The sequence below is a fragment of the Mesorhizobium sp. WSM4816 genome (assembly GCF_055811535.1).
Window position 1 is genome coordinate 17,106 of sequence record NZ_JBVVQR010000013.1, and the last position, 23,673, is coordinate 40,778.

19 protein-coding genes and 1 pseudogene are annotated in these 23,673 nt (G+C 63.5%); 10 read left to right on the forward strand and 10 right to left on the reverse strand.

All coding sequences use genetic code 11. From position 1 onward, the window contains the following. Window positions 1–99: 99 nt before the first annotated feature. Window positions 100–1,500, reverse strand: coding sequence for an RsmB/NOP family class I SAM-dependent RNA methyltransferase (locus AC0L3H_RS15895; protein ID WP_473586098.1), 1,401 nt, complete (start codon window positions 1,498–1,500; stop codon window positions 100–102). Next, window positions 1,491–2,504, reverse strand: coding sequence for a zinc metalloprotease HtpX (gene htpX / locus AC0L3H_RS15900; protein ID WP_473536395.1), 1,014 nt, complete (start codon window positions 2,502–2,504; stop codon window positions 1,491–1,493). Before htpX ends, AC0L3H_RS15895 begins: the two co-directional genes overlap by 10 nt. A 123-nt stretch (window positions 2,505–2,627) precedes the next feature. On the opposite strand from htpX, the gene AC0L3H_RS15905 reads away from it, so the two are divergent. Further along, window positions 2,628–2,867, forward strand: a complete 240-nt coding sequence (locus AC0L3H_RS15905) for a DUF1674 domain-containing protein (RefSeq protein WP_473586099.1) — start codon at window positions 2,628–2,630, stop codon at window positions 2,865–2,867. A gap of 164 nt (window positions 2,868–3,031) precedes the next feature. On the opposite strand, the gene AC0L3H_RS15910 is transcribed toward AC0L3H_RS15905, so the two are convergent. Next, on the reverse strand, window positions 3,032–3,697 hold the full coding sequence (locus AC0L3H_RS15910) for an HAD-IA family hydrolase (protein ID WP_128173621.1): 666 nt from the start codon (window positions 3,695–3,697) through the stop codon (window positions 3,032–3,034). 172 nt (window positions 3,698–3,869) lie between these two features. Between AC0L3H_RS15910 and AC0L3H_RS15915 the strand changes: the two genes are divergently transcribed. The 3 genes from AC0L3H_RS15915 (at window position 3,870) to AC0L3H_RS15925 (ending at window position 8,139) form a co-directional block, all read left to right on the forward strand. Next, entirely contained in the window at window positions 3,870–4,739 is an 870-nt protein-coding gene (locus AC0L3H_RS15915; protein WP_473586100.1) for a transglutaminase-like domain-containing protein, read from the forward strand. A gap of 337 nt (window positions 4,740–5,076) precedes the next feature. Beyond that, window positions 5,077–6,438: a pilus assembly protein TadG-related protein gene (locus AC0L3H_RS15920; RefSeq protein ID WP_473586101.1), complete on the forward strand. Its 1,362-nt coding sequence runs from the start codon at window positions 5,077–5,079 to the stop codon at window positions 6,436–6,438. Between the two features lie 432 nt (window positions 6,439–6,870). Beyond that, complete coding sequence (locus tag AC0L3H_RS15925; RefSeq protein WP_473518058.1) at window positions 6,871–8,139, forward strand: class I SAM-dependent methyltransferase; 1,269 nt, start codon at window positions 6,871–6,873, stop codon at window positions 8,137–8,139. A 59-nt stretch (window positions 8,140–8,198) separates the two neighbouring features. On the opposite strand, the gene acs is transcribed toward AC0L3H_RS15925, so the two are convergent. Then, window positions 8,199–10,154, reverse strand: a complete 1,956-nt coding sequence (acs, locus tag AC0L3H_RS15930; protein ID WP_473586102.1) for an acetate--CoA ligase — start codon at window positions 10,152–10,154, stop codon at window positions 8,199–8,201. Window positions 10,155–10,460: 306 nt separating this feature from the next. Here acs and AC0L3H_RS15935 point away from each other — a divergent pair, with 306 nt between their 5' ends. Next, window positions 10,461–10,733 (forward strand): usg protein, encoded by a 273-nt coding sequence (locus AC0L3H_RS15935; RefSeq protein ID WP_077380769.1) that lies wholly within the window; start codon window positions 10,461–10,463, stop codon window positions 10,731–10,733. 328 nt (window positions 10,734–11,061) lie between these two features. Here the strand turns inward: AC0L3H_RS15935 and AC0L3H_RS15940 are convergent, their stop codons facing one another. Further along, a complete protein-coding gene (locus AC0L3H_RS15940) occupies window positions 11,062–12,096 on the reverse strand; it encodes an aldo/keto reductase (RefSeq protein ID WP_473586103.1) in 1,035 nt (344 codons plus the stop codon). Between the two features lie 38 nt (window positions 12,097–12,134). After that, the gene (locus tag AC0L3H_RS15945; RefSeq protein ID WP_473586104.1) at window positions 12,135–13,313 is read right to left on the reverse strand and encodes an MFS transporter; all 1,179 of its coding nucleotides are present in this window, start codon (window positions 13,311–13,313) and stop codon (window positions 12,135–12,137) included. Window positions 13,314–13,449: 136 nt separating this feature from the next. Here AC0L3H_RS15945 and AC0L3H_RS15950 point away from each other — a divergent pair, with 136 nt between their 5' ends. Continuing rightward, on the forward strand, window positions 13,450–14,358 hold the full coding sequence (locus AC0L3H_RS15950) for a LysR family transcriptional regulator (RefSeq protein ID WP_473492096.1): 909 nt from the start codon (window positions 13,450–13,452) through the stop codon (window positions 14,356–14,358). Window positions 14,359–14,410: 52 nt separating this feature from the next. On the opposite strand, the gene AC0L3H_RS15955 is transcribed toward AC0L3H_RS15950, so the two are convergent. From AC0L3H_RS15955 to AC0L3H_RS15965, 3 genes and pseudogenes are all read right to left on the reverse strand, one after another. Beyond that, window positions 14,411–15,460: an aldo/keto reductase gene (locus AC0L3H_RS15955; RefSeq protein WP_473586105.1), complete on the reverse strand. Its 1,050-nt coding sequence runs from the start codon at window positions 15,458–15,460 to the stop codon at window positions 14,411–14,413. Between the two features lie 136 nt (window positions 15,461–15,596). Further along, window positions 15,597–15,695, reverse strand: a pseudogene (locus AC0L3H_RS15960) (type II toxin-antitoxin system VapC family toxin); the annotation flags it as partial. A gap of 37 nt (window positions 15,696–15,732) precedes the next feature. Continuing rightward, window positions 15,733–16,410 (reverse strand): YggS family pyridoxal phosphate-dependent enzyme, encoded by a 678-nt coding sequence (locus AC0L3H_RS15965; RefSeq protein WP_473586106.1) that lies wholly within the window; start codon window positions 16,408–16,410, stop codon window positions 15,733–15,735. Between the two features lie 146 nt (window positions 16,411–16,556). On the opposite strand from AC0L3H_RS15965, the gene leuS reads away from it, so the two are divergent. Together leuS and AC0L3H_RS15975 are read left to right on the forward strand one after the other, a co-directional pair. Further along, window positions 16,557–19,181 carry a leucine--tRNA ligase gene (leuS, locus tag AC0L3H_RS15970; RefSeq protein ID WP_473586107.1) on the forward strand — a complete coding sequence of 875 codons (2,625 nt, stop codon included), beginning with the start codon at window positions 16,557–16,559 and terminating at the stop codon, window positions 19,179–19,181. Beyond that, window positions 19,168–19,755 (forward strand): LPS assembly lipoprotein LptE, encoded by a 588-nt coding sequence (locus AC0L3H_RS15975; RefSeq protein WP_091600163.1) that lies wholly within the window; start codon window positions 19,168–19,170, stop codon window positions 19,753–19,755. Before leuS ends, AC0L3H_RS15975 begins: the two co-directional genes overlap by 14 nt. Before the next feature lie 127 nt (window positions 19,756–19,882). Here AC0L3H_RS15975 and fsa read toward each other — a convergent pair whose 3' ends face one another. Further along, window positions 19,883–20,536 (reverse strand): fructose-6-phosphate aldolase, encoded by a 654-nt coding sequence (gene fsa / locus AC0L3H_RS15980; RefSeq protein WP_027154569.1) that lies wholly within the window; start codon window positions 20,534–20,536, stop codon window positions 19,883–19,885. Window positions 20,537–20,724: 188 nt separating this feature from the next. Here fsa and AC0L3H_RS15985 point away from each other — a divergent pair, with 188 nt between their 5' ends. Next, the gene (locus AC0L3H_RS15985; protein WP_473586108.1) at window positions 20,725–22,908 is read left to right on the forward strand and encodes a primosomal protein N'; all 2,184 of its coding nucleotides are present in this window, start codon (window positions 20,725–20,727) and stop codon (window positions 22,906–22,908) included. 292 nt (window positions 22,909–23,200) lie between these two features. Beyond that, window positions 23,201–23,596, forward strand: coding sequence for an AGROH133_08824 family phage infection protein (locus tag AC0L3H_RS15990; protein WP_287323507.1), 396 nt, complete (start codon window positions 23,201–23,203; stop codon window positions 23,594–23,596). Window positions 23,597–23,673 lie beyond the last annotated feature (77 nt).

The following is a 23,673-nucleotide window of genomic DNA, read 5'->3' on the forward strand; positions in this document are numbered from 1 at the left end:
CTTATGTGATTCAAGAACTTATGCGAAGGTGAATTCCACGGAGGCCATGAAATTCAGCCTGTTTTCCGCAGGATTCTTCCTAAAACAGTCTTCAAATTTTCAGCGCTGGCCGGCTCTGCGCATGCGGGCGGCGAAGAAGCCATCCAGGCCGGACCGTTCCGGGGAGCCGAGTTCCAGATCTGCGGGCGTGGTGCGCAGCGTGCCCTGCGGCGTCAGGAACGGATCGATGCCGGCGATCTCGCCCGGGCGGAGCGGATCGTCGACAATGTCAGCCGTCCCGGCGAGGAAGGCGCGGTGAAGCGCCTCGCCTTCGAGCGGGTCGAGCGAGCAGTTGGAAAAGACGATGCGCCCGCCAGGCCTGACCAGGCTGACGGCGCGGGCGAGCAGCCTGCGTTGCAGATCGGCGAGTTTTTCGATGTCGGCCGCCGTCTTCGTCCACGGCACGTCGGGATGCCGCCGCACCGTGCCGGTCGAGGAGCAGGGCGCGTCGAGGAGGACGGCGTCGAACAGTTGTTCCGGCTCGTATTTGAGCAGATCGGCCTGGACAATTTCTGCGGACAAACCGAGCCGTTCGAGATTTTGCGAGAGCCGCGCCAACCGGTTCTTCGAGGAATCGATCGCGGTGACCGTGGCGCCGCCGAGAATGAGCTGAGCGGTCTTGCCGCCGGGGGCGGCGCAGAGATCGGCGACGCGCAAACCCCTCACGTCGCCGAAAAGCCGGGCCGGAAGGCTGGCGGCGGCATCCTGGACCCACCAGGCGCCGTCTTCAAAGCCGGGCAGTTCAGTGACCGAGGCGCTGAGTTTCTCCACGCGCACAGTGCCGGTCGGCAGCACGATGCCGCCGAGCCGCTCGGCCCACAGCGCAGGATCCGTCTTGACCGTGAAGTCTACCGGCGCCTCGTATCTGTGGGCGGCGAGGATTTGCCTGGCTTTCTCAGTGCCATAGGCGGCTTTCAGCCGATCGGAAAACCATTTCGGCGCTTCGTCGGTGGCGGCAAGCGCTGCAGCGAGCTCGGCCTGCTTGGATCGCGCCAGCGTGCGCAGCACGCCATTGACGAGACCGGAGAAGCGCACCGTGCGCGGATCGGACTTGGCGTGGGTCACGGCAAGGTCGACTGCGGCGCTGTCGGGAATATCGAGGAACAGGATCTGCGCCGCTGCTACATGCAGAATATGCGAAAGCGCGGTGGCGTTGGGTGGCAGCGGCTTTTCCAGGCGGCGGGCCAGCAACCCTGATATGGTCATGCGGAAGCGCAGCGCAGTGACCAGTATGGCGCGCACCAGCGCCCGGTCGCGCAAATCGAGCGCCTTGTATTGCGGATGGCCGTTCTCGTGGTCGGTCAGCCCGTCCAGCGGCGTCCTCGCATCGATGACGGCGGCCAGCAATCGTGCCGCGGCCTTGCGCGCGGCCAGGCCGGCAACAGATTCGCCGGGGCTCGCTGCATTGTTTTCATGATCGCCTGAAATTCGGTGCCGGCGTTTCGCTTCGCTCACGACCACGGACCCTTGGGTCCGGTCGGATTGCGGCCCCAGGGATTGGACTTTGGCCTGGCCGGCTCAGCCGGCTGCTCAGCTCTCTCCCACGGGCCCGAAGGCCGCTGTTCGTCTGCCTGCCGCGACATCGGCGTTTGCGGCCGCGCGGAGGCGGATGCGCCACCGGCCATGTCCTGCGCCATCGCCTGCAGGGCGGCGATGCGGTTGTCGGTGCTCGGGTGGGTCGAAAACAGGCTGTCCATGCGCTCGCCGGAAAGAGGATTGATGATGAAGAGGTGGGCAGTTGCCGGATTGCGCTCGGCATCCGGGTTGCGGATGCGTTCGGCGCCGCGAGCGATCTTATCAAGGGCCGAGGCAAGCCAGAGCGGCTGTCCACAGATCTCGGCGCCGCGCCGGTCGGCCTCGTATTCGCGGGTGCGGCTGACCGCCATCTGCACGATCATCGCGGCAAAGGGCGCCACGATCATCGCCACCAGCACACCGATAATGCCAAGGGAATTGTTGTTGTCGCGGTTGCCGCCGAAAAAGAAGGCGAAATTGCCGAGCATCGAGATCGCACCGGCAAGCGTGGCGACGATCGTCATGGTCAGCGTGTCGCGGTGCTGGACATGGGCGAGCTCGTGCGCCATCACCGCCGCGACCTCTTCGTGCGACAGTTGCTGCAGCAGTCCGGTGGTGGCGGCGACCGCGGCATTCTGCGGGTTGCGGCCGGTGGCGAAAGCGTTGGGCTGCGGGTTGTCGATCAGATAGGTTTTCGGCATCGGCAGGCCGGCCTGTCTGGCGAGGCTCTGCACGATGGCGTAATATTCCGGGGCGTTCCTTTCGTCGACCTCGACCGCACGGTTCATCGACAGCACCATCTTGTCGGCGTTCCAATAGCTGAACAGGTTCATCGCGGCGGCAATCAGCAAGGCGATCACCATGCCGCCCGATCCGCCGATCAGATAGCCGACGCCCATGAACAGCGCGGTCATCGCTGCCAAAAGCATGGCGGTGCGAAGTGTGTTCATTGTCTGCTCCGTTTCTGCCGGCCTTTCGGAAAAAGGGTCGATCCTTGTCGGCTCATCGCTATATGATGGGAAACGTGTGGCCCTGTTTCAATTGGGGCCGGTTTCAATCGCCGGGAATATCGCATGATCGACGGAGCCAATATATCAGGCGAAACCAGCAATGCAGACGCCGGCCCCGGTCACGACGTGCCGCAAAGGACGCTGACACCGGCAGCCCGCCGCGCTTTGGCGGAAGCGGAAGCACGGCGCGAACACTATCGACGGCAGGAAGCCGCGATGCCCCGGGAACTCGGCGGCCGTGGCGGCAGGGAACCCGGCCGCTATGGCGATTGGGAAGTGAAGGGCCTGACCAGCGATTTCTAAAGGGTATGTCGATATTCAGGTGATGCCGGCCTGCGAACAGCGGATTCCTGCGCTTCTCACGGACCTGAAAGTCCGCTCCGTTCCGGTTCTCGGAACCCACCTAGTCTGGTCGCTTCGCGCCCGTCTTCGACTCCGGCTCGGCCTGACCTGAATCTCAACATACCCTAAGCCGCAGCGCGCTCCGCGCCGAGGACAATCCAGCCGCGGTCGTCGACGGTGACGCCGATCCCCTCATAACCGGCGATCGCAGCATGCGGCGTTTGCAACGGATGCTGGTGCGTGGCGCTGATCACCACGACGGTGGCTCCCGCGGCCTCGGCCGCCGCTATCCCGGCGGGCGCATCTTCGAAAACGAGGCAGTCGCGCGCGTCGACGCCCAGCCGCTCGGCCGCCAGCCGGAAGCAATCCGGCGCCGGCTTGCCGCGGGAAACGTCCTCGGCCGCGACAAGGGTGGCGGGAAGCGGGATGCCGGCGGCCGCGATGCGCAGCAGAGCCAGCTCGCGCGGCGCCGAAGTGACGATTGCCCAGCGCTCGGGTGGCAGCGACGCCAGAAACGCCGCGGCGCCGGCGATTGGAAGGATGCCGTCGATATCGGCCACCTCGGCCTGCAGAAGCGCATCGGCTTCACGCATCGGGTCAACGCCTGGAAGCGCCAGCCGAGCGATGGTCTCGATCGCCCGCACGCCGTGGATCGTTGGCAGGAATGCGGCAACGTCGAGATCTTGCCGGCGTGCCCAATCTGCCCAGACCCTTTCTGCCGCGGCAATCGAATTGACCACCGTGCCGTCCATATCGAACAGCAAGGCTGCGAATTTTCTGCCTGCGAACATCTGCTATCCCAAGTTGTTTCGGAAGGAACCAAAGCCTGTCGATCGACCGTAACGTCGCACCGGCGGCATGGGAAGGCACGAGATCGCCTTTTTCGACAGGCCAGGGAACCACGGCCGGCCATCTCGCGTTAATCCAATCGCCTTCCACGACATTCACAAGAGGGGAACCGCAATGCTGATTCGGCTCGGCTACGAAATCGCCATCGACTGTGCTGAATCCACCCCGGTGATTTCGCTGCTCGAGATCCACAAGCAGCGCCAGGCCGACATCAAGCGGCAAACGCGCGTGCTGACCTCGCCTTCCGTCCCAACCAGGCTCTATCACGATCTTTATGGCAACACCTGCCGCCGCTTCACCGCGCCTGGCGGAGGCTTTCGCATTCTTTACGACGCCGTCGTCGAGGACAGCGGCGAGACCGACGAGGTCAACACGCTGGCCAGGGAAGTGCCGGTGGCGGAGTTGCCCGACGAGGTGCTCTGTTATCTGCTCGGCAGTCGCTATTGCGAAACCGATCATCTCAGCGATCTGGCCTGGCAGGTTTTCGGGCCTGTTCCATCCGGCTGGGCCCGGGTTCAGGCGATCGTCGACTATGTCCACAACCGTCTGTCGTTCGGCTACGGCTATGCGCGCCCGACCCGCACGGCGGCGCAGGCGCATGAGGAGCGCGTCGGCGTCTGCCGCGACTTCGCTCATCTGGCGATCACGCTCTGCCGCTGCATGAACATCCCAGCCCGCTACGTGAACGGTTATCTCGGCGACATCGGCGTGCCGGTCGACCCGGCACCGATGGATTTTTCGGCGTGGCTGGAAGTGTTCCTCGACGGCAAGTGGTACACGTTCGACCCCCGCCACAACATGCCGAGGATCGGCCGCGTCGTCATCGCGCGCGGTCGCGACGCGACCGACGTGCCGCTGCTGCACAGTTTCGGCCCGCACCGGCTCAGCCTGTTCAAGGTCTGGACCTACGAGCAGGAAAGCAATCTGTTCAACCCGCCCCATCGCGACGTCGACAGGACGGCCAGCGCGCAGATGCTGGCATAGGAGCGCAAGCGCGAACGGCGCGTCCGGCTCTTACGATCATCGGCTGTCCTACGGATATGATGCGCCTGATCCGCTTCGGCACAGACCCTCTGTGCCGGATCGGGATCGGGCTGTTGTGCTCCACGGCAGACCTCGGGATCATGGTAAGCGCTTGGTAAACGAAACTGCCGCAGCGGCTTGTCGTTTACCGCCTATTTACCTTGCCCCATTTCGAAACCAAGCAAAAACAATGGCTTGACTATGAGCCGCCGGCATTTGCTGCGATGAGGACGCCGTCCGGCCGGAATCCTGCAATGCGGCCTTCACACGGCTCGAGTCGTGGCGAATGGAGGCGAGCATGCGGCGTTTTGGGGGTCTTGTTCACGCGATCGGCGGCTTTGCCGGAGATCGAAGCGGAAATTTAGCGGTTCTGTTCGGCATGGTCGCGTCGGTGCTGGCGCTTGCCGTCGGCTTTGCCGTCAATGCTTCGCAGCTCTACAACACCAAATCGAGCTTGCAGGGCGTGGTCGATGCGGCGGTGACCTCGACGGCACGGGACCTGACCACCGGCGTCATCACGGAGGCCGAGGCCAACAAGTCGGTGCAGGCGTTTCTCGATGCCAACAGCCGAGCGGGCATGCTGCAGGCTGATCGGATCGTCCTCGACAAATTGACCATCGACAAAATCGCCAAGACGGTTCAGGCGGAGATCCATGTCGATCTTGGCCTCTATTTTCCAATCTTCGGCATGGGCGACATGAAGCGCATTGCCGCATCGACGACGGCAGTCTATTCGGACAAGACGATCGAAGTGGCGATGATGCTCGACGTCACAGGTTCAATGGCCGGCCAGAAAATAATCGACCTGAGGACGGCCGCAGCGAACGCGGTCGACAGCTTCCTGGGCGGTCAGGACCCCGCCAACCCCCGAGTGCGAGTCTCCATCGTGCCCTACGCCAACTCGGTGAATGCCGGCGCGCTTGCCGGCAGCAGCGTCTACGTCGAAGCCTCGACCAGCCAGCGCAAGCAGGCGCCCGGCAATGGCGCTATACAGTATGTCTCCGGCTTAACGCGTCCGGACAATTGCGCCACCGAGCGCAAGGGCACCTATCAATATTCGGATGTAGGTCCCGACATCAGCATGATCAATCGCGATTACCTGTTGTCGTTCTTCGCCTGGCCGACCGGCACGGCTACCTGCCCGGTCGCCGCGTTGAAGCCGCTGACGGCGGACGCCGTGGCGCTCAAGAACGTCATCAAGAACTTTGTCGCATCGGGCGGCACCGCGGGCCATATCGGCGTGCAGTGGACCTGGTACATGCTTTCGGAAAACTGGGGCAGTGTGATGAACGCGTCGCAGCGGCCGGCCAAGGCGGATCCGAAAAAGGTCGCCAAAATCGCGATCCTGATGACCGACGGCGAGTTCAACCTGTCCTATTTCGATGCCAGCACTGTCGGTGAGGTCTACAATGATGCCGGCAAGGAACCGACCCGCACGGCAGCCAAGACGCTCTGTACCGCCATGCGCGACAAGGGCATCGAAATCTTCACCATCGGTTTCGATCTCAACGAGGAGAATGCCCAGGCGACACTGCAGAATTGCGCGAGCCCGGATACCGGCAAGATCAAGCACTTCTATCAGGCCGCGAACGGGACGGAACTCAACCAGGCTTTCCAGGACATAGCGCGCAACATCGAAAGCCTGGCATTGACCAAATAGAGGGCATTGACCAGGCAGGATCCGGACAAGGAAAAGGCCGCCGCTTCTTTCGAAGCCGGCGGCCTTCCGTGTTTCCGTCCATGGCGCGGCTCATGGCGGCGACGTGACTTAAAGTGCTGGAGCGTTCTTTGCGCGTCCAAAGGACGCGCGGCGCTCCAGGCGTCGCCAGCCGCGCATCTCGCGCCTTAACGGGAAGACTGCTTCCCGAAAGTGCAATCCGCTGAGGCCACGTTCTGGAAAACGAAATCACTCGACATCGGATCACCTCCTTTCGATTTGTTGAACACGCCCTCATGATGGGGTGTCGATCTGCAAATGGCAAGGCGCCATAGTGAAAATGCGGTGCGCGTTTGCCGCTAACTGCTTGCGGCTATCCGATCGGACAGGCAATGTCGCTGCCGGACCGTCAGGGGCTGAGCAGGAGGAACGGGGATGGAGGCAGCCGAGAGAGCCGCACGGATCGTTCGAACGGTTATCGAGACATTGAAGCCGGGTTTCGCGGTCAAGCTGTGGAACGGCGAGCGGATCGGCCCCGCCACCGGCCCGGTGGTCACCATCAACGACCAGGACATCGTCTGGCAGGTGATGCGCCGGCCCAACCTCTCGACGCTGATCGAAATGTGGATTTCCAAGACCATCGACGTGGAAGACGGGTCGCTGTTCGATTTCTACGCTCTGCCTGCGCAGGGCAAGCTCAGGGCGAAGCTCAAGTCGTTGCCCAAGCTCGCGGTCCTGCGCGACCTGCCGGCCGTGCTGTTTTCGAGAAAACAGATGACGGCGCGGACCGACCTTTCCGGGCGCAACCCCTTCGTCAGCGGGTCGAACAGGCAGGCAATCCAGCACCACTACGACATTTCGAACGCCTTCTACCGGCTCTTTCTCGACGACCGCATGGTCTATAGCTGCGGCTATTTCACCGATTTCGCCAATGGCATCGATCAGGCGCAGAAAGACAAGCTCGACCATATCTGCCGCAAGCTCCGGCTGAAGCCTGGCGAAAGGCTGCTCGACATCGGCTGCGGCTGGGGAGCCATGCTCATCCATGCCGCGAAAAATTACGGCGTCGTCGGCCATGGCGTCTCGCTGTCTGAAGCCCAGACCCAGCTCGCCCGCGAGCGCATCCGTGCTGAGGGACTGGAGGATCGCATCACCATCGAGATAAAGTCCTATGCCGAGCTGTCCGGCTCCTTTGACAAGATCTCGTCGATCGGCATGTTCGAGCATCTGGGGCTGGCCAACCACGCCGCCTATTTCTCGACCATTCGTCGCCTGCTCAAGCCAGGCGGCATCTATCTGCATCACGCCATTACCCGGCGCGACAAGGGCAGCATCAAGAAGACCTTGCGCAAGGGCCCGGAATTCAAAGCGCTGATCAAATACATCTTTCCCGGCGGCGAACTCGACACGATCGGCATGACGCTCGGCAATCTCGAAGCGCACGGCTTTCTTGTCTACGATGTCGAGAATTTGCGCGAGCACTACGCCCGCACCTGCCGTCTGTGGGCCGAGCGCCTCCACGCACGCTTCGACGAAGCGATCGCCGAGGTCGGCGAAGCCAAGGCGCGCCTCTGGCTGCTTTATCTCACCGGCTGTTCGATCACTTTCGAACGCGCCTCGGCGCAGATTTTCCAGACCGTCGTCACCAAGCGCGCGCGGGGCCCGAGCGGACTGCCGCCGACGCGGGCGGACCTTTATCAGTAGAGCGCCAGCGAGCCGATCTCATCCGATGGGGTTTCCGACGACCGTCGACCGGATGTTTCTTATGTCCGCTTGTTTTGCCGGTTGGCGATGAGGTCGTCGACGACCGCCGGGTCGGCCAGCGTCGAGGTATCGCCGAGCGCGGCAAAATCGTCCTCGGCGATCTTGCGCAGGATGCGACGCATAATCTTGCCCGATCGGGTTTTCGGCAGGCCCGGAGCGAACTGGATCTTGTCGGGCGTGGCGATGGCGCCGATGTCCTTGCGGACGTGGGTGACAAGTTCCTTGCGCAACGCCTCGTCCGGCTTCTCGCCAGCCATCAATGTGACGTAGCAGTAGATGCCCTGGCCCTTGATGTCGTGGGGGTAGCCGACGACGGCGGCTTCCGAGACTTTCTCGTGCGAAACCAGCGCCGATTCGACCTCGGCCGTGCCCATGCGGTGGCCGGAGACGTTGATGACGTCGTCGACCCGGCCGGTGATCCAGTAGTAGCCGTCGGCGTCGCGGCGGCAGCCGTCGCCGGTAAAATATTTGCCCTTGTAAGTCGAAAAATAGGTCTGCACGAAGCGCTCGTGGTCGCCATAGACGGTGCGCATCTGGCCCGGCCACGAATCGGCGATGCAGAGATTGCCGCTGGCAACGCCTTCCAGCACCTTGCCGTCGCCGTCGACCAGTTGCGGCTTGACGCCGAAGAACGGCTGCGTCGCCGAACCTGCCTTGAGCGGGGTGGCGCCGGGCAGCGGCGTGATCAGGATGCCGCCGGTCTCGGTCTGCCACCAGGTGTCGACAATCGGCACCTTGCCGTTACCGACGATGTTGAAATACCACTCCCAGGCTTCCGGATTGATCGGCTCGCCGACCGTGCCGAGCACGCGCAACGATTTGCGCGAGGTTTTGGCGACATGGGCGTCGCCGGCGCCCATCAGGGCGCGCAACGCCGTCGGCGCGGTGTAGAAGATGTTGACCTTGTGCTTGTCGATGACCTCCCAGAAGCGGGATTGCGAGGGATAGTTCGGCACGCCTTCGAACATCAGCGTGGTGGCGCCGTTGGCGAGCGGCCCGTAGACGATATAGCTGTGACCGGTGACCCAGCCGACATCGGCGGTGCACCAGTAGGTGTCGCCGTCGTGATAGTCGAAGACATATTGGTGGGTCATCGAGACGTAGACGAGATAGCCGGCCGTGGTGTGCAGAACGCCCTTCGGCTTGCCGGTCGAGCCCGATGTGTAGAGGATGAACAGCGGGTCCTCGGCCTTCATCTTCTCCGGCTTGCATTCCGCCTTAACCGTCGCGATCTCGTCATGGTACCAGACGTCGCGCCCGGCCACCCAGCCGGTCTTGCCGCCGGTGCGGCGCACCACGACGACCTTTTCGACTTTCGTTCCGGCCTTGGCGGCGATTTCGATCGCCTTGTCGGTGTTGTCCTTCAACGGGATCGGCTTGCCGCCGCGCAGGCCCTCGTCGGCGGTGATCACGAAGCTTGATTTGCAGTCGTCGATGCGGCCCGCCAGCGCGTCCGGTGAGAAGCCGCCGAAGACCACCGAATGGATGGCGCCGATGCGCGTGCAGGCAAGCATCGCATAGGCGGCTTCCGGGATCATCGGCATGTAGATGGTGACGCGGTCGCCTTTTTTGACGCCGTGCTTCTTCATCACATTGGCGAGCCGGCAGACATGCGCATGGAGCTCGTTATAGGTGATCTTCCTGTCATCGTAGGGATTGTCGCCTTCCCAGATGATGGCGGTCTGATCGCCGCGCTTCTTCAGATGCCGGTCGATGCAGTTCCAGGAAACATTGGTCTCGCCGTCCTCGAACCATTTGATCGAGACCTTGCCGTCGAAGGAGGTGTTCTTGACCTTGCTGTAGGGCTTGAACCAGTCGATGCGCTTGCCGTGCTTGCCCCAGAACTTGTCCGGGTTCTTCACGCTGTCGGCGTACCATTTCAAATAGGTGTCTTTATCGATCAGCGCATTCTTCTTCCACGCCGGCTGGACGCGATGGACATGAACCTCGGACATATCTTTGCTTTCCTCCCGAAACCAGGCCGCCCGGCTTGACCGCCGGCGGCATCGCGGCGAAGCGGCCGCGAATTCGCGCGCATTATTAACAGTTCCGCGGTGACGGCAACATTAGACGTTGGATTCGCGCGGCGGGATGCCGCACAGGTTTGAGTTGCAGCTATCAGCACTCGACCACGATCGCTGCTAACTGCATGTTTTTGTGTCGTAAATCCGGCCTCTAACTACGAAATATCAATAGACGATTAAGCAAATTGCGGGCACAATTTCAAATTGGGAGGAAGGAGAATCAACCGGGGGACCGCGATGCGTGACCATTCCGAAATGGACCTGATGCTCAAGGGCTATGGCTTGACCACGGCCAAAATCCTTTACCATTTTCCCGATCATCCGCATCTGCTGCAGAGCTTCATCTGGCAGGACTACGACATCGCTCCGAAATTTCCGGTGCTGATCCGGTTCATCGAGTTCTGGCAGGCCAAGCTCGATGGTCCGCTGCATTCGGTGAGCTATACGCACCAGAAGCTGATCGCGCCCAATGAGTGGCGGAAGCTCGATGGCGAGTTCGTGCTGCATTAGGGCAACGGCGCAGAAAGTTCTGGCGGGCTGCTTGCATGATGGATCTGCCTTAGTGATTGGCGGAAACATCCCGGAGCTTCGTCATCCTGGGGCGGAGTAAGGAGCGGAGCGACGCGGCGCAGACCCCAGGATCCATGCCGTGACTTCAAAGCGCCGGCTGCGGTGCCGAATTCTGCTCCGCTGCACCCTACGGCCAAGGTTATGGCATGGATCCCAGGGTCTCCGCGACGGAGCTTCGCTCCTGCTTCGCCCAGGGATGACGAAGTTGGGGAGGCTTCGGCTAGTCCCGAATGTTTATGATGGTCACCCGAACGAGCGATCGAGTCTCTCAGACCGCAGGCTGGCTCAACCGGGCAAAACCCTCCTGCCGGCGATACGGAAAATACGGGTAGGCTGCGGTCACCGCGCTTGCTGCGTCGAGCGTCTTGATCTGGTCTGATGTCAATGACCAACCGACGGCACCAAGATTCTGGCGCAGCTGTTCCTCGGTGCGCGCGCCGATAATGACGGAGGCGACGGTCGGCCGCTGCAGCAACCAGTTAATGGCGATCTGCGGCACGGTCTTGCCGGTTTCCCTGGCCGCGGCTTCGAGCGCATCGACAACCCTGTAGAGCAACTCGTCTTCTACCGGCGGCCCGAAGCTTGCGGTGTCGTGCAGCCGGCTTTTTTCCGGCAGTGGCTCGCCGCGGCGGATATTGCCGGTCAGCCGGCCCCAGCCGAGCGGGCTCCAAACCAGCGCGCCAACGCCCTGGTCGAGGCCGAGCGGCATCAACTCCCATTCATAGTCGCGCCCGACCAGCGAATAGTAGACCTGATGGGCGACGTAGCGCGGGTAGCCGTGCTTGTCCGCCAGGGCGAGCGATTTCATCACTTGCCAGCCGGAAAAGTTGGAGACGCCGACATAGCGCAGCTTGCCGGCGCGCACGAGACTGTCCAGCGTCGACAGCACCTCCTCGATCGGCGTTGCGGCGTCGAAAGCATGCAGCTGCAGCAGGTCGATGTAATCGGTGCCGAGACGCTTGAGCGCGTCCTCGACCGCGTTGATGAGGCGCGAACGGGAGGAGCCGGCATCATTGGGTCCGTCGCCCATCGGCAGCGAGGTCTTGGTCGAAATCAGCACGGCATCGCGGCGGCCCTTGACGGCTGCGCCGAGCACTTCCTCGGAGGCGCCGTTCGAATAGACGTCGGCGGTGTCGAACAGGTTGACGCCGGCCTCCAGGCAGATGTCGACCAGCCGCCGCGCTTCCGTCGCATCGCTGCTGCCCCAGGCGCCGAACAGCGGCCCCGAACCGCCGAAGGTTCCAGCGCCGAACGAGAGCGCCGGAACCTTCAGGCCCGAGGCGCCAAGACGTCGATAATCCATCTTTTTCTCCTGTGATGTCTAAGGGGTTCGTCGGGTTGCTACGAGCGGGCAGATGCCGGCTCGCCAAGCGTCGGGCGATCGAGGCGCAGCGCCAGCCACGCCACGGCGAGCGCCGAGAGCGGCAGCAGGGCGGCGACCCAGGTGACGGCGCCGAGGCCGGGGCCATGCGCGATGACCATGCCGCCGAGCCAGGCGCCGGCGGCGTTGCCGAGGTTGAAGGCGGCGATGTTGATGGACGAGGCGAGGCTCTGGCCGGCGCCTTCAGCCTTTTCCAGGACCCACATCTGCAGCGGCGCTACGGTGGCGAAGGCGGCGGCGCCGAGCAGGCCGACATGGATGACAGCCATCGCCCGGCTGTGCAGGGCGAAGGTCATCGTGCCGAGCACCAGCGCCAGCACAACGAGACTGCCGAGGACGGAAGGCACCAGCCAGCGGTCGGCGAACTTGCCGCCGGCGAGATTGCCGGCGATGAGGCCGCCGCCGAAGACAAGCAGGATCGGCGACACCGCCGCTTCCGCAAAACCGGTGATCTCGGTCAGCAGGGGGGCGATATAGGTGAAGACGGCGAAGACGCCCGCATAGCCGAGAACGGTGACGGCGAAGCCAAGCAGAACCGGGGCGCGGCCGAGCACGGCGAGATCGCCGCGCAGGTCGCTCTTTTCCAGCGCTGTCGGGCTGCGCGGCACCAGCAGGAGAATGATGGCGAAGGCGACGATGCCGACCAGGGTTACAGCCCAGAAGGTCGCCCGCCAGCCGAAGGCCTGGCCGAGCCAGGTGCCGAAGGGCACGCCGAGGATGTTGGCGATGGTCAGGCCGGTGAACATCAGGGCGATCGCCGAGGCCTTCCTGTTGGGAGCGACCAGCCCGGTCGCAACCACCGCACCAACGCCGAAGAAGGTGCCGTGGGCGAAGGCGGTGAGCACACGGGCAGCCATCAGCGTCCAGTAGTCGGGGGCCAGCGCGCAGGCGAGGTTGCCCAGCGTGAAGACCGCCATCAGCACCAGAAGCACGGTCTTGCGCGGCCAGCGGCCGGTGGCGATCGTCAGCAGCGGCGCGCCGATGACGACGCCCAGCGCATAGCCGGAGATCAACTGGCCGGCGGCCGAGATCGAGACGCCGAGATCGGTGCTGACGTCGAGCAGCAGGCCCATAATGACGAATTCGGTGACACCGATGCCGAACGCACCGGCGGCGAGAGCATAAAGTGCAAGAGGCATTGCGGTTCCCACTCGATGACAGCAGTTTTGACGACAGGACGCCGTGTCCTCCTGCGCCCCGACCCGGAAGATCGTGTTGCCATGTGCTGTGAACCAGCCTTGCGTCGGGCACATTGTCTGTGAAATAGATTCACGAATGGCGAGGCCTGACATCAACCGCTCCGGCGAGATCGAAGTGTTTGTCCGTGTCGTCGAAGCGGGCAGTTTTTCGGCTGCGGCGCGGATGCTGCGGATGACGCCGTCAGCGGTGAGCAAGCTGATTGCGCGGCTTGAGGCGCGGCTTGGCGCGCGGCTGATCAGCCGTTCGACGCGCAAGCTGCAACTGACACCGGAGGGAGCGGCGTTCTTCGACAGCGGCGTGCGCATCCTGGCCGACATGGCGGCAGCCGAGCGCGAGGCGGCGGCTGGTGCTGCGCCGCGCGGCCGGCTGCGGGTCAACAGCTACGTGCCGTTCGGGCAGCACCGGCTGATCCCGCTGTTGCCGCGCTTTCTCGAACGCTATCCGGAAATCGCCATCGATCTGGTTTTGACCGACAATGTCATCGACCTGATGGAGGAGCGCGCCGATGTCGCCATCCGCGCCGGGCCGCTCGGCGAGTCACGTTTGGTGGCGCGCAAGCTCGGGCAGAGCCGGCTGGTCGTCGTCGCCGCGCCATCGTACATCAGGACGCATGGCGCGCTCCAAACGCCGGCCGATCTCGATCATCACAATCGGATGGGTTTCTGCTTCGTGCGCCATGTCGACGGCTGGCCCTTCGTCAGCGCGGCCGGCGAGGCCTTCATCGTCCCGATCACCGGAAACACGCTGGTCAGCGACGGCGAGGCGATGCGGCTGATGGCGCTCTCGGGCGCTGGCATCGCCCGGCTGGCACGCTGGCATGTGGAGCCCGACATCGCCGCCGGTCGGCTGGTCCCGCTTCTGGAGGACTTCAACCCCGGCGACGAGGAGCTTACCCACGCTGTTTACGTCGGCCAGGGCAAACATTTGCCGGCGCGAGTGCGGGCCTTTCTCGACTTTCTGGTCGAGACGGTCCGGCTGAGCTGAGCCCAAAAAGATCGGGAGCCCGCCGGCTCCCGAAATCGAAGATAAGATTGAATTACTTTTTCGCCGCAAAGGGTGCCGGATGCCGGCCAGCCGCCTGGCGCTCGATCATCCAGCCCGGATATTCGGATGGCAGCGCGCTGACTTCGTCGAGACGAGCAAGATCGTCGCTGTCGAGCTTCAACGCGGTGGCGGCAAGGTTCTGTTCGAGCTGCTCCATGCGGCTGGCGCCGATGATCACGCTCATCACGAAAGGCTTGGCCAAGACATAGCCAAGTGCCACCGTGGCGACGCTGGCGCCGTGCTTGCCGGCGATCTCGCGCATGACGGCGACCGCCGCCCAGGCGCGGTCTTCATCGACCGGCGGGAAATTGAAGCTGGCGCGGCGGCCCTCGCCATTGCCGGGCGCGCCGGGTCCGTATTTGCCGGAAAGCAGCCCGCCCGCCATCGGCGACCAGACCATCAGCCCAAGCTTCTCCTCGTTGAGCAGCGGCACGATCTCGCGCTCCAGATCGCGGCCGGCGATCGAATAGTAGGACTGAACCGTCTCAAAACGGGCAAAGCCCTTGCGTTCGGCGATGCCCAATGCCTTGGCGATGCGCCAGGCCGCCCAGTTCGAGACGCCGACATAGCGGACCTTACCGCTGGCAACCAGATCGTCGAGCACCCTGAGCGTCTCGTCGATCGGCGTTACCGCGTCGGTGCCGTGCAACTGATAGAGATCGATATGGTCCAGTTGCAGCCGCTCGAGACTGCCGTCGACCGAATCCATGATGTGGCCGCGCGAGGAGCCGCGCTGGTTGGGGCCGTCGCCCATGGCGCCATGGACTTTGGTGGCGATGATCACGTCCTGCCGCTCGATTCCGAGATTGCGCAGCGACTGGCCGAGAAACCGTTCCGATGCGCCGAAGGAATAGACATCGGCCGTGTCGAAGAAATTGATGCCGGCGGCGAGCGAGCGCTGGACGATCCTGTCGACGCCATCCTGGTCGAGGCTGGCGATCAGGCCCCATTGGTTGTTTTGGTCGGCGGCGCCGAAGGTCATGGTGCCGAGGCAAAGTTCGGAGACAAACATCCCCGTGTTTCCAAGTTGACTGTAGCGCATGGTGCGGCTCCGGAAAGTTTTGGAATGACCCGGTCGATATAGGAACGATACGTTTCGTTTCTACTTGCTGGTGTAACGGCCTGGTGGTTCTGGACCAAGCTCCGCGACGCGACGATCCGGTGCAGCGGGAAACAGGTCAGATTGTCCAAGGATCGAGGACCGTCACCCCGGTATCGTCGAAATCGGCGACGTTGCGCGTAACCAGAATGAGCTCGTGGACAAAAGCTGTGGCGGCAAAGCGTGTCGGCGCGCCCGACTATCAAGGCTGATCGCTAAACTGCCGCTAAAATGCGGCTGCCGAAGATCGCCGAGCCGACCCTGATGCTGGTTGCACCGAAGGCGATCGCGGTTTCATAGTCGCCGGACATGCCCATCGAAAGCGCCTCCACCCCTGCCTCCGTGCTGAGCTTTTCCAGCAGAGCGAAATGCGGGCCGGGATTCTCATCGGCCGGCGGAATGCACATCAGGCCTTCGATGGCGAGGCCATGGACCTCGCGGCAGCGCGTAACGAAGGGTACGGCTTCGCGCGGCTCGATCCCTGCCTTTTGCGGTTCCGAGCCGGTGTTGACCTGAACGTAGAGTTTTGGTGACCGGCCTTGCCTGGCGATTTCCTTGGCGAGTTCGGCGGCGATCTTCTCGCGATCGACCGTCTCGATGACGTCGAACAGGGCGACTGCTTCCTTCGCCTTGTTCGATTGCAGCGGACCGATCAGGTGCAGCTCGATGTCGGGGAAGGCTTGCTTCAGCGCTGGCCATTTGGCTTGTGCTTCCTGGACGCGGTTCTCGCCGAAGACGCGCTGCCCGGCGTCGATGACCGGGCGGATATCGTCGGCGCTGAAGGTCTTCGAGACCGCGACCAGCGTCACCGCGCCGGCTTGCCGTCCTGCCTCGCGCTCGGCGGCGGCGATCCTCGCCTTGACCGTGAAAAACTGTTCGACGGCGCTCGCCATGCCTATATCCTGACTCTGGTTTTTGTCCTGGCCGGGGCGTCGCAGTTGACGGGTCCGGCAATCCATGGTGAACACCGCGACGACATTTCCTGAGCCGCCGGGCATGTCCGGCTGTTCGCGCATGCTTTTTAAGTGAAAAACACCCAATGGCAACCGAACGATACAATCCGCGCGCATCAGAGCCCAAATGGCAGAAGGCCTGGGACGCCAAGAAGCTGTTCGAGGCTGACAACGACGACGCGCGTCCGAAATACTACGTGCTCGAGATGTTTCCGTATCCGTCGGGGCGCATCCATATCGGCCATACCCGCAACTACACGATGGGCGACGTGGTGGCGCGCTACAAGCGGGCCAAGGGTTTCAACGTGCTGCACCCGATGGGCTGGGACGCCTTCGGCATGCCGGCCGAGAACGCGGCGATGCAGAACAAGGTCCATCCCAAGGACTGGACCTATCAGAACATCGCCGCCATGCGCGAGCAGCTCAAGGTCATGGGCCTGTCGCTCGACTGGGCGCGCGAATTCGCCACCTGCGATGTCGACTACTACCACCGCCAGCAGCTGCTGTTCGTCGATTTCGTCGAGAAGGGGCTGGTGACGCGCAAGTCCTCCAAGGTCAACTGGGATCCGGAGGACATGACGGTGCTTGCCAACGAGCAGGTCATCGACGGACGCGGCTGGCGCTCCGGTGCGCTGGTCGAACAGCGCGAGCTGACGCAGTGGTTCTTCAAGATCACCGACTATGCGCAGGACTTGCTGGACTCGCTGGAAGGCCTCGACGAATGGCCGGAAAAAGTCAAGCTGATGCAGGCGAACTGGATCGGCCGTTCGGAAGGCCTGCTGATCCGCTGGCCGCTGGCCACTCCAGTTGACGGCGAAGATGAGCTGGAGGTCTACACGACGCGGCCCGACACCATCTTCGGCGCCTCCTTCATGGCGGTCGCAGTTGACCATCCGCTGGCCAAGACGGCGGCCGAAAACAATCCGGCGCTGGCCAAGTTCAACGACGAGGTTCGTCACATGGGCACTTCGGTGGCGGCGCTGGAAACGGCCGAAAAAAAGGGCATGGATACCGGTATACGAGTCGTCCATCCGTTCGACGCGAACTGGACGCTGCCTGTCTATGTCGCCAATTTCGTGCTGATGGAGTACGGCACCGGCGCCATATTCGGTTGCCCGTCCGGTGACCAGCGCGACCTCGACTTCGCTAACAGATATGGCCTGCCGGTCATTCCGGTGGTGATGCCGGAAGGCGAGATCCAGGGAAACTTCCAGATCATCGACGAGGCCTATGTCGGCGACGGCGTGATGATCAATTCGCGCTTCCTCGACGGCATGAAGCCTGATCAGGCGTTCGACGAAGTGGCCAAGCTGCTGGAACAAAAGACCATCGGCAACCGGCCGATGGCCGAGCGCAAGGTCAACTTCCGCCTGCGCGACTGGGGCATTTCACGCCAGCGCTACTGGGGCTGCCCGATCCCGATGATCCATTGCGAGGATTGCGGCGTGGTGCCGGTGCCGAAGGCGGACCTGCCGGTCAAGCTTCCCGACGACATCGAGTTCGATCGCCCCGGCAATCCGCTCGATCGCCATCCGACATGGCGGCATGTCAAATGCCCGCAATGCGGCAAGGATGCACGCCGCGAAACCGACACGATGGACACGTTCGTCGATTCGTCGTGGTATTTCGCGCGCTTCACCGCGCCCTGGGCGAACGACCCAACCGATCCCAAGGCAGCTACCGAATGGCTGCCGGTCGACCAGTATATTGGCGGCATCGAGCACGCCATTTTACACCTGCTCTATTCGCGCTTCTTCACCCGCGCCATGCGTGAGACCGGCCATGTCGATCTCGCCGAGCCGTTCAGGGGCCTGTTCACGCAAGGCATGGTGGTGCACGAGACCTATCGGGTCGGCATTGGCGCGAACAGCCGCTGGCTTGCGCCCAGCGAGGTGCGGCTGGAGGACGTTGATGGCAAGCGCCGCGCCATAGAAATCGCGACCGGCGAAGAGGCGGTGATCGGCCCGCTCGAAAAAATGTCGAAGTCGAAGAAGAACACGGTGAGCCCCGAAGAGATCACCGACGGCTACGGCGCCGACACCGCGCGCTGGTTCATGCTGTCGGACTCGCCGCCCGAACGTGATGTCGAATGGACCGACGAGGGCGCCGCCGGCGCGCACCGCTTCATCCAGCGTATCTGGCGCCTGGTGTCGACAGCCGCCGAATCGCTCGCCGGAATCCAGCCGGCAGCGGCGAAGCAGGGCGAGGCAGGGACTGTTTCCAAGGCCGCGCACAAGATCCTGAAATCGGTGGGCGAGGACATTGAAAAGCTCGCCTTCAACCGCGCCATCGCCCGCATCTACGAACTCGCCAATGCGCTCAACACGCCGCTCAACGAGGCGGCCGAAGGCAAGGCCGATCCGGCGCTCAAAGCTTCTTGCCGGCAAGCCGTCGACATCCTCGTGCATTTGATTGCGCCGGTCATGCCGCATCTGGCCGAGGAATGCTGGCAGGCGCTCGGCGGCACCGATCTGGTCGCCGAACGGCCCTGGCCTGTCTTTGATCCGTCGCTTGTCGTCGACAGCGAGATCGTGCTGCCGGTCCAGGTCAACGGCAAGAAGCGCGGCGATTTGACAATTGCCCGCGACGCGGACCAAGGTGCCGTCGAAAAAGCGGTTCTGGCTCTCGACTTCGTGCAGAAAGCGCTCGAAGGTAAGGCACCGCGCAAGGTGATCATCGTCCCGCAGAGGATCGTCAATGTCGTTGCCTGATCCGAGGAAGACAGAAGTGACGCATTTGCTGCGCCGTGCCGCGCTGTATGGACTGGTCGCTTCGGTTGCGCTGGTTTCGGCCTGCACGGTGCGCCCGCTCTATTCGAGCGCGCCGCTGTCGGCCGGTTCGCAAGTTGGCGCTGCCGCCGAACTCGGGTCCATCTCGGTCAAGCCGGTCAACACGCGCTACGCCCAGCAGGTCCGCAACAATCTGATTTTCGCGCTCGGCCAGGGTGCGGGCGAGCCGGCGTCGCCCGCCTATTCGCTCGATCTCGGCGTTACCGAACTTATTGAATCCGCTGCAAAGGTGCAGGTCACGACCGATGACGACGAACCAACCGCGGGCACGGTGACACTGACCGCGAATTATGTGCTGACCGACGCCAGGACCGGCACGACGATCGCGACCGGCAAGCGCTCGATAGCGTCGTCCTTCGACCGGCCCCGTCAGGAGTTCGCCTCCTACCGGGCGCAAATCGACGCCGAGAACCGCGCGGCGCGCGAACTGGCGGACCTGCTGCGCCTGTCGATCGCCCAGGCTCTGGTCAAGCACGGCAAGACGGTGGCGGGTTAGCGCCGTTCGGCCTGGATCAAGACGTTCCGGCTACCGCCGAGGCCTGATTGCTGGCGCAAAAAAAGGCCGATTGCTAGGCCTTTTTTACGGGAACACGGCGTTTTGATTTCAGCCGATCTTCTTGATTTCAGCCGATTTTCTGGCCGGTCTTGGCCCAGTCAGCGAGGAACTGCTCCAGGCCCTTGTCGGTCAGCGGGTGCTTGACCAGCGCCTTCAGCGTCGCCGGCGGCGCGGTGATGACGTCGGCGCCGATCAGCGCGGCCTGCTTGACGTGGTTCACCGTGCGCACCGAGGCGGTCAGGATCTCGGTCTGGAAATCATAATTGTCGTAGATGGTGCGGATATCGGCGATCAGTTCCATGCCGTCCCAGCCGCTGTCGTCGATGCGGCCGACGAAGGGCGAGATGAAGGAGGCGCCGGCCTTGGCGGCGAGCAGCGCCTGGGTAGCCGAGAAGCACAGCGTGACATTGACCATGCGGCCGTCCGAGCGGATGTCCTTGCAGGCCCTCAGGCCGTCGAGCGTCAGCGGCACCTTGATGCAGACGTTGTCGGCGATCCTGGCCAGGATCTTGGCCTCCGCCATCATGTCCTTGTATTCGGTGGCGACGACTTCGGCCGAGACCGGGCCCTTGACGATCTCGCAGATCTCTCTGGTGACTTCGGCGATCTTGCCGCCGGATTTGAGGATCAGCGAAGGATTGGTGGTGACGCCGTCGAGCAGCCCCAAATCGTTCAGTTCACGGATTTCCTTGACATCGGCGGTGTCGACAAAAAATTTCATGACGGTCTCCTGAAGATTTTTATCGCATCGGCCCGAAAATCGAATCGATTTTCGGAAGCACGATGCGAGGTTTAAAGTTCTAGAGCGTACTTTGTGCGTCCGGATGGACGCACGTCGCTCTAGTCATGTCATGCACCTCTGGGGGTCGGACTTTGATCTAGACGAAAGTCGGGGCAAGGTCACGCCTCATGATCGAAGATTCGCCCTTTGTCGCGGCCGCACCGGTGCTGGTGCCGATGCCCGCCGAGCGGCCCTACACCTATGCCGTGCCCGCCGGCATGCGCGTGGTGCCGGGCTCGATCGTACGCGTGCCGCTCGGTCCGCGCCAGGTTGCCGGCATCGTCTGGGACGGCGCCGTCGAAAAGGTCGATGCCAAAAAACTGCGCTCGATCGAGCAGGTCTTCGACTGCCCGCCGATCGACCGCGCCATGCGCCGCTTCGTCGACTGGATTGCGCAATACACGCTGTCGCCGCCCGGCATGGTGGCGCGCATGCTGCTGCGGGCGCCGGAGGCCTTCGACCCGGAACCGTGGATCGAAGGCCTGCAACGCACCTTGGCCAGACCCGACCGTGTGACGGATGCGAGGATGCGCGTGCTGGAGACAGCCGAAGGCGGGCTCGCCTGGACGCGGTCCGGTCTGGCGCATGCGGCCGGCGTGTCGTCGACGGTCATCGACGGGCTGAAGGCGCAAGGCGTCTTCGAGACCGTCATGATCCCGCCGCGACCGGTGGTCGCAGCACCCGACCCAGGCTACGCCCAGCCATCGCTGATGCCGGACCAGCGCGATGCAGCCGAGATGCTGCGCAGCAATGTCGCGGCCGGCGCATTCGGCGTCACGCTGCTCGACGGAGTGACCGGATCGGGCAAGACCGAGGTCTATTTCGAGGCGGTGTCGGCGGCGCTCGACCGCGGCAAGCAGGTGCTGATCCTGCTGCCGGAGATCGCGCTGACCCACGCCTTCCTCGAGCGCTTCCAGGAACGGTTCGGCGCCAAGCCGGCCGAATGGCACTCGGACCTGCCGCCAAGGATGCGCGAGCGTGTCTGGCGGCAGGTGACGGAAGGTGGCGTGCGCGTCGTTGCCGGCGCGCGTTCGGCGCTGTTTTTGCCGTTCAGGGAGCTTGGGCTGATCGTCGTCGACGAGGAGCACGACCCCGCCTACAAGCAGGAAGACCGCGTCTTCTACAATGCCCGCGACATGGCGGTGGTGCGCGGCCACATCGGCGGCTTTCCGGTCGTGCTCGCCTCGGCGACACCGTCGGTCGAAAGCCGGGTCAATGCGAGCCAAGGCCGCTATAGCAGGGCGGTGCTTTCGGCGCGCTTTGCCGAGGCGGCGCTTCCCGACCTGAAGACGATCGACATGCGCCGCGCCCCGCCGGCACGCGGCGGCTTCCTGTCGCCGGTGCTGCTTGGCCATATGCGCCAGACACTGGAGAAGAAGGAACAGTCACTGCTGTTCCTCAACCGGCGCGGCTATGCGCCGCTGACGCTGTGCCGGGTCTGCGGCCATCGCTTCGGTTGCCCGGTCTGCTCGGCCTGGCTGGTCGAGCACCGCTTTCGCGGCCAGCTCGTCTGCCACCATTGCGGGCACAATGAGCGGCGGCCCGAGGCCTGCCCGGAATGCGGCACGCTCGACCATCTGGTCGCCTGCGGGCCGGGCGTCGAGCGCATCGCCGAAGAAGTCGTCGCGCATTTCCCCGACGCCCGCACCATCGTCCTGTCGTCCGACCTGATGGGCGGCGTGCGGCGGCTGAGGCTGGAGCTTGAAGCCATCGCAAATGGCGAGGCCGACATCGTCATCGGCACGCAGCTCGTCGCCAAGGGACACAATTTCCCCAACATGACACTGGTTGGCGTGGTCGACGCCGACCTCGGCCTGGCCAATGGCGATCCGCGCGCCGCCGAGCGCACCTTCCAGCTGCTCAGCCAGGTGACCGGCCGCGCCGGCCGCACCGGCAAGAAGAGTCTTGGCCTGCTGCAGACCTTTCAGCCCGACCACCCGGTCATGCGGGCGATCGTCTCCGGCGACGCCGAGGCTTTTTACGAGCGCGAAATCGCTGAGCGCGAGCGGGCGGTGCTGCCGCCTTTCGGCCGGCTCGCCGGCGTCATCGTCAGTGCTTCGACGCGGGCGGAAGCGGAGGGCCATGCGCGGGGTTTGCGGCGCGCCGCACCTCAGGCCGCCGATCTGTTCGTGCTCGGCCCGGCCGAGGCGCCGCTGTCGCTGATCGGCGGCCGCCATCGCTTTCGCCTGCTGATCCAGGGCGAACGGCGCGCCGACATTCAGGGGTTCATTCGCGCCATGCTGGCCGAGGGACCGAAGCTGCGGGGCTCGGTGCGCGTGCAGGTCGACATCGACCCGCAGAGCTTTTTGTGAGGCGTTTGGAGTTAGCCTAGTCAGCCGCAGGCGGGTCTTGCAATATGTTCCAGCACCACCCCTCGAGCGCCTCACTCCCTGTGTGGTCTCATGTGGTCATAATGCATAACGTTCCATAAAGTAGGAACAGCCCGTCATGAAGCTCTTGGTACGACGCGCATCCATACCGAGGCGGCGGTCGTGTTCGCGTTGGACTGATGCGCGCCCGTAATTCGTGACGCGCATCTGGCGCATGTCTCTTGCTTCGCTAGAATGCCAGAAATTTCGAAACAGCCATTTGCGAGGGGACAGTATGGAATTTGCGTTTCCGTGGCCGATGAGCCAGGGCGAGTGGCTGGCGTGGTCGAGCGCCGTCGTGACCTTGCTGTTCGGGCTGATGTTGTTCCTGGCGCCGGCACTGGCTTTCCGGATACTCAGACTGCAGGTCAAGCCCGAAAAGGCGGCGGCGATCGCCGAAGGGCGCGGCAGGATGTCGGGCTTCTATCTCGGCGTCGGCCTGTGCTGCATTCTGCTTGCGCAACCGCTGCTCTACATGGCGCTTGGCTTTTCCTGGCTGTTCACCGCCTTCGGCCGCCTGCTGTCGATGATGTCGGATGGCGCCAACACGCCCTTCAACTGGGTTTCCATCGTGGTGGAACTGGTGCTGGCGGCGCTGCCGCTTGCCTTCGCCTTCGGCTTTGTGCCTTGAATCAAAGGCTAATTCGGGACCGGCGGTCGAACCGCGCCGCCGGATGCGACAATAGTGCCTGAAAACCATGCCGGGCG